Consider the following 16,309-nt stretch of genomic DNA (forward strand, 5'->3'; position numbering starts at 1 on the left):
CCCGTACATTGCTCAGGATTATTACTGGTGAAATCGACAACACAACCCGGACATATTGACCATATCAAACAAACCAATATGGGGGTTGTTTATCGCTATATTGACCAGCAGGGTCCGATATCCCGTATTTCCCTGTCAAAAAAGGCGCAGTTAGCCCCGGCGAGTATCACCAAAATTACGCGTGAACTGATGGATGCGCATCTGGTTCGTGAAACGGAATTTCCGGGGCTGGGGTTTCGTGGTCGTCCTGCCATAGGGCTGAAAACAGATTGTGGCGGCTGGCATTTTTTGTGCGTCCGTATTAACCGGGGTGAGGTTATTTTTGCGCTGAGGGAACTGAGCGGAAAACTTCTGGCAGAGGAAATTATCGGATTTCCGGCGGCTTGTTCTGATTTTGTTCCGCCTTTCCTGGCTGAAATTGATGCCTTTTTTGCCCGGAACTACGCGATAGTAGGGCGTCTGACCGCTATTGCGATCACCATCAATGCGGTTGTTGATCCGGCGAAAGGGATTATCCTCGATTTTCCTTATTATAATATTACTGAATTACCTATCGCGGATATCTTATTTCAGCATACCGGTATGCCGGTTTTTCTTCAGCATGGTATCTCCGCCTGGTCGTTGGCGGAATATTTTTTTGGTGCGTCGAAAGAGTGCCGGAACAGCATTCAACTGGTGATTGATGAACATGTCGGTGCGGCGGTTATCACTGATGGTTCGTTATTGCATGCACGGCGTAACAGCTCGGCGGAAATAGGGCATACCCGGGTTAATCCGCAGGGAAAACCCTGCTATTGCGGCAATCAGGGGTGTCTGGAAACCGAAGTTGGTATACATCATGTGCTGGAGCGTGCCGCGGCGTTCCTGACCGGTCCTGACGGTCAACCGCCGACAGCGGACATTTTATGTCGCGCGGCACTGGACGGCGATGCGTCTGCATGCGCACTTATTGAAGAGGTCGGGCATCATATTGGCGATATCGCCGCGGTGATGGTCAATATATTTAATCCGGAAATGATCCTGATTGGCTCTCCTTTAAACGCGGCATCGTCTGTTTTGTTTCCGGCAATCCGTGCGCGGATTGATCAGTGCGCATTACCCGGATTCAGCCGGACATTCACCATGACTTCATGTGAATTTATTAATTCCGGTACATTACCGGGGGCGGCGTTAGTTAAAGAAGCGCTGTACAACGGTTCTTTACTTATAAAACTGATGAATGGATAAGTAATTTTGTAGTGTTGGTCTTTGACATAAAACAAATTAATGGCAAGGATTTGTTCATCAAAACAGGATTTTCGCAAAAAATTGCGCTGGCGCAAACTTGACAGATATCTGATGCCTTACACTTGTTCTGTTATCAATTTTGATACGCACTTCTTGATATAACGGAAAAACATCTATGTTAAGGCGCTTGTTTATAACCGGCACAGATACGAATATAGGCAAAACTGTCGCTACGCGGGCTTTAATGCAAGCCATCAACCGACTGGGTAAATCTGTCGTTGGGTATAAACCAATCGCAACAGAATACCATGATACCCTTAACGGTAAACGTAACCGCGATGCCATGGTTCTGCATGAGACATCCAGTATTGATGTTACTTATCAGGATGTTAACCCTGTCATGCTGGAAAATAACTATGGTCCGACGACGACGGATATCCAATTTCCTGCATTATCAGCGGGGCTGGAAAAATTAAGCCGGGTTGCGGAACAGGTTGTGGTGGAAGGGAACGGCGGATGGCGTTATTTACTGAATAACGAAACATTTTTATCTGACTGGGTGAAAAAAGAGAAACTGCCGGTGATTCTGGTGGTCGGGATCCAGTCCGGATGTGTGAATCATGCATTATTAACCGCTGAAGCAATTAAACATGATGGCCTGGAAATTATCGGCTGGATTGCAAACCGGATTAACCCGGGGCTATCCCATTACGCGCAGGTGATGGATCGTTTACTGAAACATCTGCCGGCTCCGCTTCTGGGCGAGATCCCGTATTTACTGCGTCCGGAAGAGCGCGAGTTATCGCATTATCTGAATGCTGAAAAAATTGAGATGCTCTGGGGCAAAGAATTGGTCGCTTCCTGAGTTATCAGACTGATGATAAATAAAAGAAAAGGGCTATGAATAATAGCCCTTTCTGTCATTCATTAACTACATTACGGAGTATTGACTGCGTAATGTTATTTACGAATTATTTGCGAAGATAGATAATATTCTGCGTTTCATTGTCACAGTTACCCACAACCTGACCTTCAGCCTGTGCTGCGCTTTCCGCAGGCACCACGGTTAAGGTAAAGCCGTCAGCAGGCACACCATTACTGATGATTTTTTGCGAAATTTCTTCCGTGACACTTTCACAGGAAGCTTGTGCCATTGCAGGGACAAGCGCAAAAAGTACCGTACTAACCGCAATCAGTTTTTTCATCATTTTTCCTTAAATGTTTACTACTTCCAACCTGAAGTAACTTCACGTCCTGTATTTGCATCAAGACATCTTTGTGTATTAGGTTCCCAATACGCAGTGACGACGGAACTTTTTAAGCAGGCATCTTCGACATCAATAGCACGATCAACTTTATCAAACTCTTTTTCCGCACGGCGGTTCACTTTCTGGCGCAGGGAGCGGGTATCATCCCACCGTTCTTTTTCCTGGCGCGCTCTTTCTTTCTCCAGCGCGGTATCACCACCACTGACGACACATGTGCTGCCCGGACTGCAATTTGCAGTAACCGCGTTTGCCTGTGCTGCAAAAAAGAAGGGCGCAGCGAAGGCGGTTGCGATAAACCACTTTGTGAGTATGGATTTAGTCATTATCGTGTTTTCCTCAAAGTTCAATCCTGCAAATTTCGTTCTGATCTTATGCATTATACCGAAGTGTATTTGAGCACCAACAAAAGAAAAAGCATTTCGTGCGTAATTTCAGGTAATTTAAGAAAATTACCTGAAATAAATGAGGTAAGTTTATATTTTACTGTGGTTTTCAGCCTTCACGGTGAACATTCAGTCCGGCAAAGGACTGACAAACCGGCATCATTTCCATGGTATTGATATTGACATGTGCCGGTAATGTTGCCACCCAGTAAACGGCTTCCGCAATATCATCCGGCATCAGCGGATCGGCATTTTTATAGGTGTTATCGGCTTTTTCTTCATCACCACGATAGCGAATTCCGGAGAATTCAGTTCCGCCGACCATGCCCGGTTCAATATCGGTCACACGGATTTTTTTGCCGAACAAGTCCGCGCGCAGTGCCAGGCTGAACTGTTTTACAAAGGCTTTTGAACCGCAATAAACATTACCGCCCATGTAAGGCCAGGAACCGGCAGTTGATCCTAAATTAATGATATGGCCACGATTTCTTTCCACCATGCCCGGCAGTATCGCACGGGTCATGTGCAGCAACCCTTTGATGTTGGTATCGACAACCACATCCCATTCCGCAGGGTCAGCTTTATCAGCAGTTTCCATACCAAGCGCCAGACCTGCATTATTCACCAGTACATCAATTTCACGCAGTGATTCAGGCAGGGCGGCAATCACATTATCAACCGCCGGACGATCCATCATATCCAGCGCCAGCGGATAGAAGCGATCACCTAACTCTTTCTGTAATTTTGCCAGGCGCTCAAGACGGCGTCCTGTACCGATTACAGTGTGGCCGTTATCAATAAATTTGCGTGCAAATGCCTCACCGAAACCTGCGGTTGCGCCTGTAATTAAAACAATCATGACTTACTCCGATTCTGTCAGCGGGATTTCCCGGAAAAAATAACACGTCCACAGCGATATAATGCAGATAGTTAATAGTGTGCAGTGTAACGCGGATAAACTTTTGAAAGCGCGTCACAGGTTCCGCTTTTCAATTATTACGATGCATATTCAACGAATCTGTGGTTTGAATGAATAAAGATATATACCCAACGTCATTCAAGATGCAGGAAGGCGGCAAGGGAAAACAGACGGAGAGCATACATTAGTATGTGACCCGGCTGGTTGAGTGCAGCCAACGAACCTGTGGTTTGAATGAATAAGGATGTATACCCAACGTCATTCAAGTTGCAGGAAGGCGGCAAGGGAAAACAGACGGGGAGCATACATGAGTATGTGACCCGGCTGGTTGAGTGCAGCCAACGAACCTGCAGTTTGAATGAATAAGGGTATAAATAAAAACGGATACCGGTGAGGATATCCGCTCTGTTTTTCTGCGTTGCCGGGCAGATTGGAAACTACTGTCAGATTACAAACAAGTCCATAAACTCACTGACGGACAGTGATTCCAGCGTTTTACGGTCGCGGGCAGCATTCAGAATACGTTTCTGCTGTGCTTCCGGGAACTGGCGCGCCAGATTAATACGGAATTTTTCCAGTAATAACGGAATGCCTTCTTCACGGCGGCGGGCGTGTCCGACCGGGTATTCCACCACCACTTCATCCAGCACAGTACCGTCTTTCAGGGTGATGGTCAGGGCGTTGGCGATAGAGCGTTTTTCAGGATTATGATAGTCCTTGGTGAATGCCGTATCTTCCTCACAATGAATGCGCGCGCGCAGGGCATCGATACGGGTATCGGCGGCAATATTATCTTCATAATCTGACGCGGTCAGGCGACCGAAAATCAGCGGAACAGCAACCATATACTGAATACAGTGGTCACGATCAGCCGGGTTATTCAGGGGCCCGTGTTTATCAATGATACGGATACAGGCTTCATGCGTGCGGATAGTGACTTTTTCAATATCATCTGCTGTTTTACCGGCTTTTGCCAGCGTGTGATGCAGCGTCATTGCAGCTTCAACAGCGGTCTGTGAATGGAATTCGGCAGGGAACGAAATTTTAAACAGTACGTTTTCCATTACATACGAGCCATAATCGCGCTGGAATTTAAACGGTTTGCCGTCGAACAGCACATCATAGAAACCCCAGGTTTTCGCGGTCAGTACAGTCGGATAACCCATCTCACCTTTTTGTGCCAGAAGCGCCAGACGCACTGCGCGGGATGTTGCATCACCGGCAGCCCAGGATTTACGGGAGCCTGTATTCGGTGCATGACGATAGGTGCGCAGAGACTGACCATCCACCCATGCATGAGACACCGCACTCAGCAATTGTTCGCGATCCAGCCCCAGCATCTCGCCGACAACCGCGGTGGATGCGACTTTTACCAGCACGACGTGGTCAAGACCGACTTTATTAAACGCATTTTCAAGCGCCAGGCAGCCCTGAATTTCATGTGCTTTGATCATCGCAGTCAGTACGCGTTTCAGTGGCAGCGGAGCTTTACCTTTTGCCAGTGCTTCGCGTGATAACCAATCGGCCACCGCTAAAATACCGCCGAGGTTATCGGAAGGATGACCCCATTCGGCTGCCAGCCAGGTATCGTTAAAATCGAGCCAGCGGATCATGGCACCGATATTAAAGGCGGCCTGGATCGGATCTAACTGAAACTGTGTACCCGGCACTTTTGCGCCGTTCGGAACAATCGTTCCCGGAACGACAGGACCGAGCATTTTTTTGCACGCCGGATATTCCAGGGCTTCCATACCACAGCCGAGGGTGTCCAGAAAACAATAATACGCGGTGTCATAAGCCCGCTCACTGCTGATGTCCATCTTCAGCACATAGTCAGTAATGTCCTGAATAACCTGATCGTACTCTTGGTGCCGTGGGGTAACGGATGCTGACATAGTCTGTATTCCTTATTATTCAATAATTAACGCGCATTCAACGGGACAAAAGTCTGGTTTTCCGGGCCGGTGTAATTGGCGGAAGGACGAATGATTTTATTATCCAGACGCTGTTCAATAATGTGTGCCGCCCAGCCTGCGGAGCGGGCAATAACAAAAATCGGGGTAAACATCGCGGTCGGAACACCCATCTGGTGATAAGCAACCGCAGAGAACCAGTCCAGATTCGGGAACATTTTCTTGTGCTGTGACATCACAGATTCAATGCGGTCGGCGATATTAAATAAGCGGAAATCTTTGGCTTCTTCTGATAACTCACGGGAAATAGCTTTGATCACCTGATGACGCGGGTCAGCGATGGTATACACCGGGTGTCCGAAACCCATCACCACTTCATTGCGGGAAAGGCGGGCAATAATATCGTCCTGCGCTTCATCCGGTGAGCTGTAGCGTTTCTGAATTTCCAGGGATACTTCATTTGCGCCGCCGTGTTTCGGTCCGCGCAGAGCAGCGATAGCACCGGTGATCGCCGAATAAAAATCGGTACCGGTTCCGGCAATGACCCGCGCAGCAAACGTCGAGGCATTAAATTCGTGCTCGGCATAGAGAACAAATGAGGAGTTCATGTAGCGAACCCACTCAGCAGACGGGGTTTTACCATGCAGCAGGCGCAGGAAATGCCCGCCAGCGGTTTCTTCGTCTGTTTCGGTATCAATGCGGCGGTCATTGAACGCATAGTGATACCAGTACAGCAGCATTGAGGTCAGGGAAGAGAGCAGGCGATCGGCAATATCACGCGCGCCGGATAACGGATGCCCTTCTTTTTCAGGCAGAACACAACCCATAATAGATACGCCTGTGCGCAGAACATCCATCGGATGCGCAGATGCAGGCAGCGCTTCCAGTGCTTTTTTCACACTGTGCGGCAGACCGCGCAGAGATTTCAGTTTGACTTTATACGCCGACAGTTCAGCGGCATTCGGCAATTTTTCGTGGATCAGAAGATGAGCGACTTCTTCAAAATCACATTGTGTGGCTAAGTCCAGGATGTCATATCCGCGGTAGTGCAGGTCGTTCCCGTTGATCCCCACAGTACAGAGTGCGGTATTTCCGGCAGCGACGCCGGAAAGCGCGACGGATTTTTTACCTTTCTTCGGTGTAGGTTCAGATTTGCTGAGTTGCTTAGTCATTACGGGTATTCCTTATTATTATGTACCCCTATTCATTCAAACTGCAGGGTCTGGGCTTCGGTCAGCCTGCCTGCATTCTGAATGACGTTGGGTATAGTCAGACAACCTGCTTCGCGTAGTATCGGGTAAGATTCAGGTGTTACTTTTTCTGTGAAAACAGAGCGTCGAGCTTGTCTTCATAATCGTAGTAACCGATGCTTTGGTATAATTCATCACGGGTCTGCATCTGTGACAGCAGATTTTGCTGAGTGCCTTCACGACGCAGCGTGTTATACACATTCTCAGCCGCTTTATTCATGGCACGGAACGCGGTAAGCGGATACAGGGCGATAGCGATATTCACACTGCGCAGTTCATCCAGGGTAAACAGCGGCGTCTGACCGAATTCAGTAATATTGGCAAGCACCGGTGCGTTGATATTTTTGGTGAACAGGCGGTACATATCCAGCTCAGTGATAGCTTCGGGGAATAACATATCAGCACCGGCATCAATATACGCCTGAGCACGATCCATGGCGGCATCCAGACCTTCCACCGCAAGAGCATCAGTCCGCGCCATTACTACAAAGTTTTCATCTGTACGTGCATCAACTGCCGCTTTAATGCGATCAACCATTTCCTGTTTTGAGACGATTTCTTTGTTCGGGCGGTGACCACAACGCTTTGCGCCAACCTGATCTTCAATATGCATACCGGCGGCACCGGCTTTGATCAGGGATTTCACAGTGCGTACCACATTAAATGCTGACGGACCAAAACCAATATCTGCATCCACCAGCAGCGGTAAATCACACACATCGGTGATACGGCGGACATCTGTCAGCACATCATCCAGTGTGGAAATACCCAGATCCGGGATACCCAGGGAGCCTGCGGCAACACCGCCGCCGGAGAGATAAATTGCTTTATAGCCCGCACGTTTAGCCAGCAAAGCATGGTTGGCATTGATAGCACCGACCAGCTGCAACGGGGATTCAGACTTTACGGCATCACGAAATGCGCGTCCTGCGAAGTTAAGAGCCATATATTCACCTTGTTATTAGTTTGATACTCATTTGATACCTGGTTGTTATAAAGCAATCACTGTGCCAACCAGCCTGGTATTAAGCTAAAACGAACTAAAACGGGACGCACATCACAAATACCGGCTTGTTTATCCGGATATTACGGCATCCACTATAGAAGTTGATGATTCTGTCTGACAAGCGGGATGTTAGTGATTTGTGATGATGGTGCTATTTATGTTTCATTGCCTGGGTTATCATGTTTCATGAAACCAAAGTGAAACATATGAAACACTTGAAACGAATGAAACATCTGAAACAGGAGCAGACTGATGACGCAAAGCGACAAACCGGTGATCTGGACTGTTTCCATCTCCCGCCTGTTTACCCAGTTTCGCGATATCAGCCCGGAATTCAGCGCCCGCGCCACTATCAGTGCTATCAACCTCGGATTTGATGCGGCGGTTGATGCCATCCGCGAGCGGCTGAAAACGCAGAGCTGTGATGTGATTGTCAGTGCCGGATCAAATGGTGCATATCTGAAGCAGCATTTACCGGTGCCGGTGATTATCGCCGCTCCCGGCGGGTTTGATGTGATGCAGGCACTGGTTCAGGCGCGTCAAATCAGTGATCGCATTGGTCTTGTCTATTACCGGGATACCTTTCCGGCACTGGAATCGCTGGCGCAGAGTTTCGGGATGCAGATTGAGCAGCGCAGTTACATCACTGCTGAAGATGCACGCGCAGCGTGTCATGCACTGAAAGCGGCGGGGATCACCGTTGTGGTGGGTGCCGGGCTGATTACAGATATTGCGGCTGAGTGCGGAATGACCGGTATTTTCATTTATTCTAATGATGCTGTCCGCCGGGCATTCACGGACGCAATAGAATTAACGCGGATCCGCCACCAGCCACAAAGCTTCCCGCTGCCGGTTGCCGGCTCGCTGAGTATTCGTCATACCATTAATGATATTCTGGGTACATCCGGGGTCATGGAACAGGTCCGCGAGACAATCACACTGTTTGCCCGTTCAAAAGCAACGGTGATGATCCAGGGCGAAAGCGGCACCGGCAAAGAAATGGCGGCACAAGCCATTCACCATGAATATACCTTGTTCCGTACCCATAAACGCACAAAGCGCAGTGCGCCGTTTGTTGCGGTTAACTGCGGGGCAATTCCGGAAAGTCTGCTGGAAGCTGAATTATTTGGTTATGAAGAGGGCGCATTTACCGGCTCACGCCGGGGCGGCCGTGCCGGGCTATTTGAAGCCGCAGACGGCGGCACCTTGTTCCTCGATGAAATCGGCGAAATGCCTTTGTCACTTCAGACCCGCCTGCTGCGGGTGCTGGAAGACCGCGCAATAGTGCGTATCGGCGGATATAAACCTATTACGGTGGATGTGCGGGTTATTTGCGCTACTCACGGCGACCTTGACCGGTGGGTAACGGAAGGGCGCTTCCGCGCTGATCTTTTTTTATCGTCTTGGTGTGTTGCGTCTGCAATTACCGGCACTGCGTGAGCGGGACGCCGATATTTTATTGTTAGCGGAAAAACTGCTCAAACTTGCCTTTGCTGAACTGGATTTGCCCCTGCATCGCGGGCATCTGCAACAAATTCTGGCATACAGCCCCTTTTTCTATCAGTACCGCTGGCCGGGCAATGCCCGTGAGTTGCGCAATCTGATGGAGCGGGTGGCACTGTATTGCAGTGCGTATCCTGACAAAATAATTACTGAATCATTATTAATGCAGTTATCACCGGAACGCCGTGCTGAGCGGCAACCCGCTGACATATTTCCTGTTACAGCAGAGCCTGCGATAACTGCAACGGCGGCAGAGGCCATTGTCCGTTTCCGTGGTGACCGGCAGGCGGCGGCTGACTGGCTGGGGATCAGCCGGACAACCTTGTGGCGGCGTTTAAAACAGGAGCGCGCTGCATCATGACGTTGAGTATATCCGAATTGAAAAGCAAGAGCCGGAGTGTTTGCCCGCCTGTGGCAGGCAATACTGTTGTACCCAACGTCATTCAGGATGCAGCCAACGAACCTGCAGTTTGAATGAATAAGGGTATACCACCGGAAGGACAGAGGGAACAGGACACAATGTCAGATCTTTTTGCGCACGATGAACCACTCAATATTGCGCCGGATGCCTGTTTATTCAAAGGGTTTCTCAGTGATGAAGATACTGTGCTGCTGGCGGATATTACTGCGATCACGGCTATCTCTCCGTTTCGTCATATGGTGACACCGGGCGGATACCCGATGTCAGCGGCGATGAGCAGTTGCGGCGCACAGGGCTGGATTTCAGATGCAAAAGGTTACCGTTATACTGCGACTGATCCGCTGACCGGCAATCCGTGGCCATCCATGCCGGATCTGTTTCTGTCTCTTGCACAAAATGCGGCGGAACGTGCCGGTTTTTACGGGTTTACCCCGGACAGTTGCCTGATTAACTGTTACGTCCCGGCGCGGGAATGTCATTGCATCAGGACAGAGATGAACCTGATCGCCGCCAGCCGATTGTCTCGTTTTCGCTCGGGTTACCTGTGCAATTTCAGTTCGGCGGAATGCAGCGGCACGACCCGCTGAAAACCTTTGCGCTTGAGCATGGCGATGTGCTGGTGTGGGGCGGTCGTTCCCGGCTGAACTATCACGCTGTCCGTCCGGTAAAAAACGGGGTTCATCCGCTTGCGGGTGCCCGGCGGTTTAATCTTACTTTTCGCTGTACGCGATAACGGAAGTTCAGGATGAAAACAGAGATACAACGACCATCAGATGACGATTGCTGGGCGGCGCTGATTGCCCGGGACAAAACGGCAGATGCACATTTTGTTTATGCTGTCAGAACCACCCAAACATGGGGATTTCCGTCTACGGTGGTGCGCCTGCCGAAACGGGAAAATACTGAATTTTTTGCTACCCCCGCTGATGCTGAAGCGCGGGGTTACCGTGCCGGAAAGCGGCGTCAGCGCCGTGGTGATGTCATGATACAGCGCCATGCGCAACTGATTGCCGGGGCTTGTCGCGAACTGGAAGCCTGTATCAGCGACGGGGGCGTCTTACCATCACTGGCAGAACTGGCGAAATCCGCCGGGATCAGTCAGTTTCATTTTCACCGTTTGTTTAAAACACACACCGGGGTGACACCGGCGGCGTATGCACGGGCTTTCCGGGGTGAACGGTTACGTGACCAACTGACAAAACAGACGACAATTACCGGCGCAATTGCTGAATCTGGCTTCAGTTCCGGCAGTCGGTTTTATGAAATATCAGATACACTGCTGGGGATGACACCGAAAAGCTGGCGCGCAGGCGGCAAAGGGGCGCTTATCTACTTTGCTCTCGGTATATGCGCGCTGGGCGATATTCTCGTTGCACAAAGCGAAAAGGGAATTTGTGCTATTTTGCTGGGTGATGATGCGGAAACACTGCTGCAAAATTTACAGGATCAATTCCCGAATGCCGAACTTGTCGGCGGAGATGCGCAATTTGAGCAGGTTGTTGCGCGGGTAGTCGGTTTTGTGGAAGCGCCGTCTGCGGGGTTTGAATTACCGCTGGATATCCGTGGCACTGCTTTTCAGCGCCGTGTCTGGCAGGCGCTGCAAACTATCCCGGTCGGCACGACTGTCAGTTACCGTGATATTGCGCAACGGATAGGCTCCCCGAACGCGGTTCGGGCTGTTGCGGGCGCGTGTGCGGCAAACTGTCTGGCGGTGGCTATTCCGTGTCACCGCGTGGTGCGCACCAGCGGGGAACTTGCCGGGTATCGCTGGGGAATTGATCGGAAAAAATGCCTGTTACAGCGGGAAGCCCTGCAACAGGAATCTCTGCAATAAAAGTATAAGGATTATAAATGCGTTTTAGTCAGACCATTTTGTGGCTGAATTTATGTCTCGCCGTACTGCCGTTTTCCGCCACTGCGGCGCAAGAGAAAACGGAAAATGAAGAAGACGGTACCGTATCTGCCGCAAGCGCCGGTCCGTTATTTGATTGTGGCTATGAGCTGACAAAACTGATTGCGGGCAGTAATCATGACCTTATCCGTGCGGAAAAGGTGACATCAGACAAACTGAGTATTGATATTGAAAAGCGTGATAACAATGAACTTGCCATTCAGTTATCGGATACCCGGCAGACACCGTCGGCGGACAGCCCCGGTGCCGGTAAGCTCGGTTGGGTGACCTACAATATAAAAGAGAACACATTGCAGGCGACAGGGCCGGATGAAGATCACCCCGTATCACTGACCTTTAGTGCGGTACAAGGGCAACGGGTGCAATCGTGCTTTAAAAAAGAGCAGGCGTGTCAGGAAATCCTTGGTACGCTGCGCCTTGAGGCGTTTATTGCGCAATCCCCGAAATGGCGGGTGACAGGTACCGGGCGCGCTTATTTTCATGCCGCACCCACATCACAGTGTCGTGATGATAATGCTTTTGTGGTGCCCGGTGATGTGCTTCAGGTAAACGGATTCAGGGCGACAACCCCGGTGAAAGGTGAGAAAGAGGGCTGGTTGCTGGTGGGCTACGGCAATGCGCAAGGCTGGATCAATGTAAACCGCCTTGAACCACAGGATGACCTTTGTGACGCCGTCACAAAAAAGGCGGAAAAAGCCTATGAAAAAGAACTGCGTAACAGTGAACCGGCATCGCACAAATATATCGTCACACAAAAACAGCTTCGCTTTTATGATGCACCGGATAAAGGCTGCAAAGCGGAAGATCAGACCCTTGTTGTGTTGGATGATGCCGTCTGGGTTGATCGCAAACAGCCGTATCAGGGATTTTTACACGGGCGTTATATTCATCCGGCGAATGGAAAAATAACGGAAGGCTGGCTGAAAGCAGATGGTCTGACCAAAAAATAAGAGAAAAGAAAAAGCGGATACCGAAAGATATCCGCCTTACTTAATTACTCATCTAACCCTAATTGTGCACGCAAAGTGGCAATTTCTGCCTGCCATTGCTGCTGAAGTGCGGGTTTCTGGTGTCCGGGTTTGCGCTGTACATCGGCAGCAAGCCTTTCTTCCAGCGCGATCAGCGCCGCCAGTTTTTTCTCTTCATCATCTGCAACCTCGGTCGTTTCACCTGTTGCGGCAAGTGACTGTGTTACTGCATCCGGGGACTGATCAGCATTCAGATGCCGGATAGCATCATAAACCTGATCCAAATCGTGATACTCGGTCAGCCGTGAGCCGTCGATGTACCAAAACCGGTTACAGCTTTTTTCAATCAGTTCCCGGTCATGGCTGACCAGCATCAAACCACCGGCAAACCGGCTGATTTCATCTGCCAGCGCGGATTTACCGTCCATATCCAGATGGTTGGTCGGTTCATCCAGCATCAGAAGCGAATATTTCGCCAGGCTTAACCCGACAAACAGCAGTCGTGCCCGTTCACCACCGCTCAGTGAGCCGACAGTTTGCTGGTGGCGCAGATAGGGAAATCCTGCGCCGATCAAGGCCATTTTCCGCTGTTCATCAATCAGCGGAGCAAACGGTTTTAGTGCATCCATTAATGAATCAGTATCATTCAGTTGCGCCAGTTTCTGGTCGTAATAACCCAAATGAACCCGTGGATGCAGTACCAGCGGGCTGTCGGGTAAGGTGACATTCTCCTGCTGTGACTGCGCCCAAATCATTCGCAGCAATGAGGATTTCCCTGTGCCGTTTGCACCCGTAACAGCGATGCGGTCGCCACTTTTCACCGATAAATTATCCGTTACATACAGCGGTGGGCAATTATCGGCCGGGATAACGGCTAACTGATTAAATGCACAGAGACGATCTGCCCGCAGGGCATCGCCGGTCAGTTTCAGTTGCCACTGACTGCCGGCTGACAGTTCAACCTGATCATCCTGCAAACGTCCGACCTGTTTTTCCATTTGTTTGGCTTTACGGGAAAGTGCTTCGTTATCATACACTTTTCCCCAGATAGCCAGACGTTTTGCACTCTGCGCTATGCGGTCTATCTCTTTTTGCTGCGCACTGTGACGATGCTCATCACTTTCATCCTGTGCAACGAGCGCTTCCCGCGCTTGTGAACAAGGTAGCCGGAACACAGAAATAGTGCCGTCACGCAATATCCAGGTGCAGTTTGTTACATGGTCGAGCAGGGTATTATCGTGAGATACCAGGATAAAACTGCCGCGCCAGCTTACCAAAAACTGCTCCAGCCACAGAATAGTCGGTAAATCGAGATGGTTACTTGGTTCATCCAGCAGCAGCAAATCCGGATTGATAATCAGCGCCCGCGCCAGTAACAAACGGGTATGCTGCCCGCCGCTCAGTGCGGAAAGCGGCAAAGACCACTGTGCGCTGTCAAAACCGGTTTCGGTTAGTAACATTTCCGCCCGCCACATGTCAGAGACACGCAGCTCCGCAGGCAGTTTTTCCAGTACCGCATCAATTAGTGTCACAGACTGTAATGATTCAGGCAGATGTTGCTCAATATAGGCCACTATCACGCGGTTTGCCGGTGTGACAGTGCCTTCATCCGGCATTAATTGTCCGGATAATAATTTCATCAGGGTACTTTTTCCGCAACCGTTATGACCAATCAGGCCAATTTTCTCTCCCTGATTCAGGGCAACAGAAATATCGGTTAACAGGGGTGTGTGACCGGGGTGGAATGACAGATTACGGGTTGATAATAATGTACTCATAGCTTACTCAAATTTTTGGCGTAACAACGCCCTGGGTCATAAAAGCGATAACCCTGTAAGCTGAGGAAGGGTGTTACTCAGTAATGCTTCACTCAGGCAGGATTAACGCGCAGCGTTAACAGAACAGCCTGAGTTCTGACGATTACCAAAGAAATGTGAATATTCGATCACATCACTTAACAACATAATTAGCCTCCTTTTTTTCTCTGAGTTATAGGATGGACCGATTATATCACCGGAAATTATTAATGAGCAATAAACTGATGGCACCGGTTTACCGGCGGGTCATATCACAGTGCGGGATACCGTCTTCTGAATAAATCTCTGAGCAGACAGTAAAGCCGCATTTTTCATAAAATGCAGTCAGATGAGCCTGGGCGCTGATATGAATCTGCCGTTGTCCGTGATGTTGATGTACGGCGCTGATAGCCGCTTCCATCAGGGGATAGCCCAGTTTTTGTCCGCGAAACTGCGGATTAACCACGACACGGCCGATTGCTGCCGGTGATGTGTCATCCGCCGGAGGCAGAATACGACAGCAGGCGACAATCTCCCCGTTTTGCTCAGCCCACAGATGCAGTGCGGTGAGGTCAGCACCGTCTGCATCCTGATAACAGCAGGTCTGCTCCACAACAAATACCGCGCTGCGCAGAGCAAGAAGGCGGTAGAGTGTCAGCGGTGATAATGTATTAAATTCAGCGGTGTGCCAGGTGATCGCGGTCATTGTGTTGTCCGTCTGTATGAAAAGAAGAAAAATCCGGCTGCTGCATGGTGACACAATGGATACCGCCACCGCCGGACGCAATATTATCAATATTTATCTGAACAACGGTGCGCTGTGGGAACAGGGATTCAAGCAGGGATCGCGCCTGCGCATCGGCGGTTTTATCGCCGAATTCCGGCAGGATAATCCCGCCGTTACACGGGTAGTAATTAATGTATCCGGCGGCAAAATCCGGGTGCTTGTCCCGGTTAACCCTTGTCTGTGACGGATTATTCAGAACATGAATATTATCAATCAGATTAGTATGCTGACGCAGAGTATTCAGGGCTGCGGCATGATCCCGCGTGACCTCGTACTCATAGGAACCGGGGTCATTTTCCATCGGAATAATTAACGATTTTTCATTGATAAACCGCGCGTAGAAATCCACATGGGCATCGGTAATATCATGGTCGCGGATACCATTAAGCCAGATAATTGTATTCAGACCAAGGGTTTGCTGTAATAACTGCTCTGTCCGCTGACGGCTGAATCCGGGGTTACGGTTATCATTAAGAATACAACTGCGGGTAAAAATACCGGTACCATAGCCATTGACTTCAACCGCGCCACCTTCCAGGGTCAGCGGGCTGATATGCAAAGGCATACCGGTGTATTGTGCCATAACCGCTGCAATGTTTGCATCGTGCTTTGCTGTTTGTTTTCCACCCCAGCCGTTAAAATTAAAACTGACTGCGGCGGGGCGCTGTGTCAGGGTGTCATAAACAAAATTGGCACCGCTGTCGCGCAGCCAGATATCATCCAGCGGACAGTCAATGTAAGTGACAGTGTCACCGAGTAACTGCTGTGCAATGGCTCTGTTCTCTTTTGTTACCAGCAGATTAACCGGTTCAAAGCGGGCAATAGCCTGTGCAATATTTGCCTGATCACGACAGACTCCTGCGGCAAGTTTTGCAGACCAGATGCGTGGATGAGCCCCGAATGCCAGCCAGGTGGCTTTGTGGGGCTGATGTTCTGAAGGATAAATAAACATAGTC

Annotated in this window: 13 protein-coding genes and 2 pseudogenes; 6 read left to right on the top strand and 9 right to left on the bottom strand. The window is 49.9% G+C overall.

What is annotated here, in order from left to right; genetic code table 11:
• The first annotated feature begins 27 nt into the window (after positions 1-27).
• Complete coding sequence (mlc, locus tag AYY16_RS03615) at positions 28-1,227, top strand: sugar metabolism global transcriptional regulator Mlc (protein WP_067362186.1); 1,200 nt, start codon at positions 28-30, stop codon at positions 1,225-1,227.
• Between the two features lie 175 nt (positions 1,228-1,402).
• Positions 1,403-2,092: a dethiobiotin synthase gene (gene bioD / locus AYY16_RS03620; protein WP_067362188.1), complete on the top strand. Its 690-nt coding sequence runs from the start codon at positions 1,403-1,405 to the stop codon at positions 2,090-2,092.
• 106 nt (positions 2,093-2,198) lie between these two features.
• Here bioD and AYY16_RS03625 read toward each other — a convergent pair whose 3' ends face one another.
• From AYY16_RS03625 to prpB, 6 genes are all read right to left on the bottom strand, one after another.
• Entirely contained in the window at positions 2,199-2,432 is a 234-nt protein-coding gene (locus AYY16_RS03625) for a DUF1161 domain-containing protein (protein ID WP_067362191.1), read from the bottom strand.
• A 20-nt stretch (positions 2,433-2,452) separates the two neighbouring features.
• Positions 2,453-2,818, bottom strand: a complete 366-nt coding sequence (locus AYY16_RS03630) for a DUF1283 family protein (protein WP_067362194.1) — start codon at positions 2,816-2,818, stop codon at positions 2,453-2,455.
• A gap of 169 nt (positions 2,819-2,987) precedes the next feature.
• Complete coding sequence (ydfG, locus tag AYY16_RS03635) at positions 2,988-3,737, bottom strand: bifunctional NADP-dependent 3-hydroxy acid dehydrogenase/3-hydroxypropionate dehydrogenase YdfG (RefSeq protein ID WP_067362197.1); 750 nt, start codon at positions 3,735-3,737, stop codon at positions 2,988-2,990.
• 503 nt (positions 3,738-4,240) lie between these two features.
• Complete coding sequence (locus AYY16_RS03640; RefSeq protein WP_067362200.1) at positions 4,241-5,692, bottom strand: bifunctional 2-methylcitrate dehydratase/aconitate hydratase; 1,452 nt, start codon at positions 5,690-5,692, stop codon at positions 4,241-4,243.
• Positions 5,693-5,718: 26 nt separating this feature from the next.
• Positions 5,719-6,882, bottom strand: a complete 1,164-nt coding sequence (prpC, locus tag AYY16_RS03645; RefSeq protein ID WP_067362204.1) for a bifunctional 2-methylcitrate synthase/citrate synthase — start codon at positions 6,880-6,882, stop codon at positions 5,719-5,721.
• Between the two features lie 139 nt (positions 6,883-7,021).
• Positions 7,022-7,906: a methylisocitrate lyase gene (prpB, locus tag AYY16_RS03650; protein ID WP_067362207.1), complete on the bottom strand. Its 885-nt coding sequence runs from the start codon at positions 7,904-7,906 to the stop codon at positions 7,022-7,024.
• 312 nt (positions 7,907-8,218) lie between these two features.
• Here prpB and prpR point away from each other — a divergent pair.
• The 4 genes and pseudogenes from prpR (at position 8,219) to AYY16_RS03670 (ending at position 12,752) form a co-directional block, all read left to right on the top strand.
• Positions 8,219-9,830: pseudogene (gene prpR, locus AYY16_RS03655) on the top strand (propionate catabolism operon regulatory protein PrpR).
• Positions 9,831-9,988: 158 nt separating this feature from the next.
• A pseudogene (alkB, locus tag AYY16_RS03660) lies at positions 9,989-10,623 on the top strand (DNA oxidative demethylase AlkB).
• Positions 10,624-10,635: 12 nt separating this feature from the next.
• Positions 10,636-11,724 (top strand): bifunctional DNA-binding transcriptional regulator/O6-methylguanine-DNA methyltransferase Ada, encoded by a 1,089-nt coding sequence (ada, locus tag AYY16_RS03665; RefSeq protein ID WP_067362210.1) that lies wholly within the window; start codon positions 10,636-10,638, stop codon positions 11,722-11,724.
• 17 nt (positions 11,725-11,741) lie between these two features.
• Positions 11,742-12,752, top strand: coding sequence for a hypothetical protein (locus AYY16_RS03670; RefSeq protein ID WP_223861150.1), 1,011 nt, complete (start codon positions 11,742-11,744; stop codon positions 12,750-12,752).
• Positions 12,753-12,796: 44 nt separating this feature from the next.
• Here the strand turns inward: AYY16_RS03670 and AYY16_RS03675 are convergent, their stop codons facing one another.
• The 3 genes from AYY16_RS03675 to AYY16_RS03685 all read right to left on the bottom strand — a co-directional run bounded on the left by AYY16_RS03675 (position 12,797) and on the right by AYY16_RS03685 (position 16,305).
• Positions 12,797-14,548: an ABC-F family ATP-binding cassette domain-containing protein gene (locus AYY16_RS03675; protein ID WP_067362213.1), complete on the bottom strand. Its 1,752-nt coding sequence runs from the start codon at positions 14,546-14,548 to the stop codon at positions 12,797-12,799.
• 274 nt (positions 14,549-14,822) lie between these two features.
• Positions 14,823-15,272, bottom strand: coding sequence for a GNAT family N-acetyltransferase (locus tag AYY16_RS03680; protein WP_067362216.1), 450 nt, complete (start codon positions 15,270-15,272; stop codon positions 14,823-14,825).
• Positions 15,244-16,305: an agmatine deiminase family protein gene (locus tag AYY16_RS03685; protein ID WP_067362219.1), complete on the bottom strand. Its 1,062-nt coding sequence runs from the start codon at positions 16,303-16,305 to the stop codon at positions 15,244-15,246. Before AYY16_RS03685 ends, AYY16_RS03680 begins: the two co-directional genes overlap by 29 nt.
• Between the last annotated feature and the right edge of the window lie 4 nt (positions 16,306-16,309).

This window comes from Morganella psychrotolerans (genome assembly GCF_001676155.1).
Classification (GTDB): domain Bacteria; phylum Pseudomonadota; class Gammaproteobacteria; order Enterobacterales; family Enterobacteriaceae; genus Morganella; species Morganella psychrotolerans.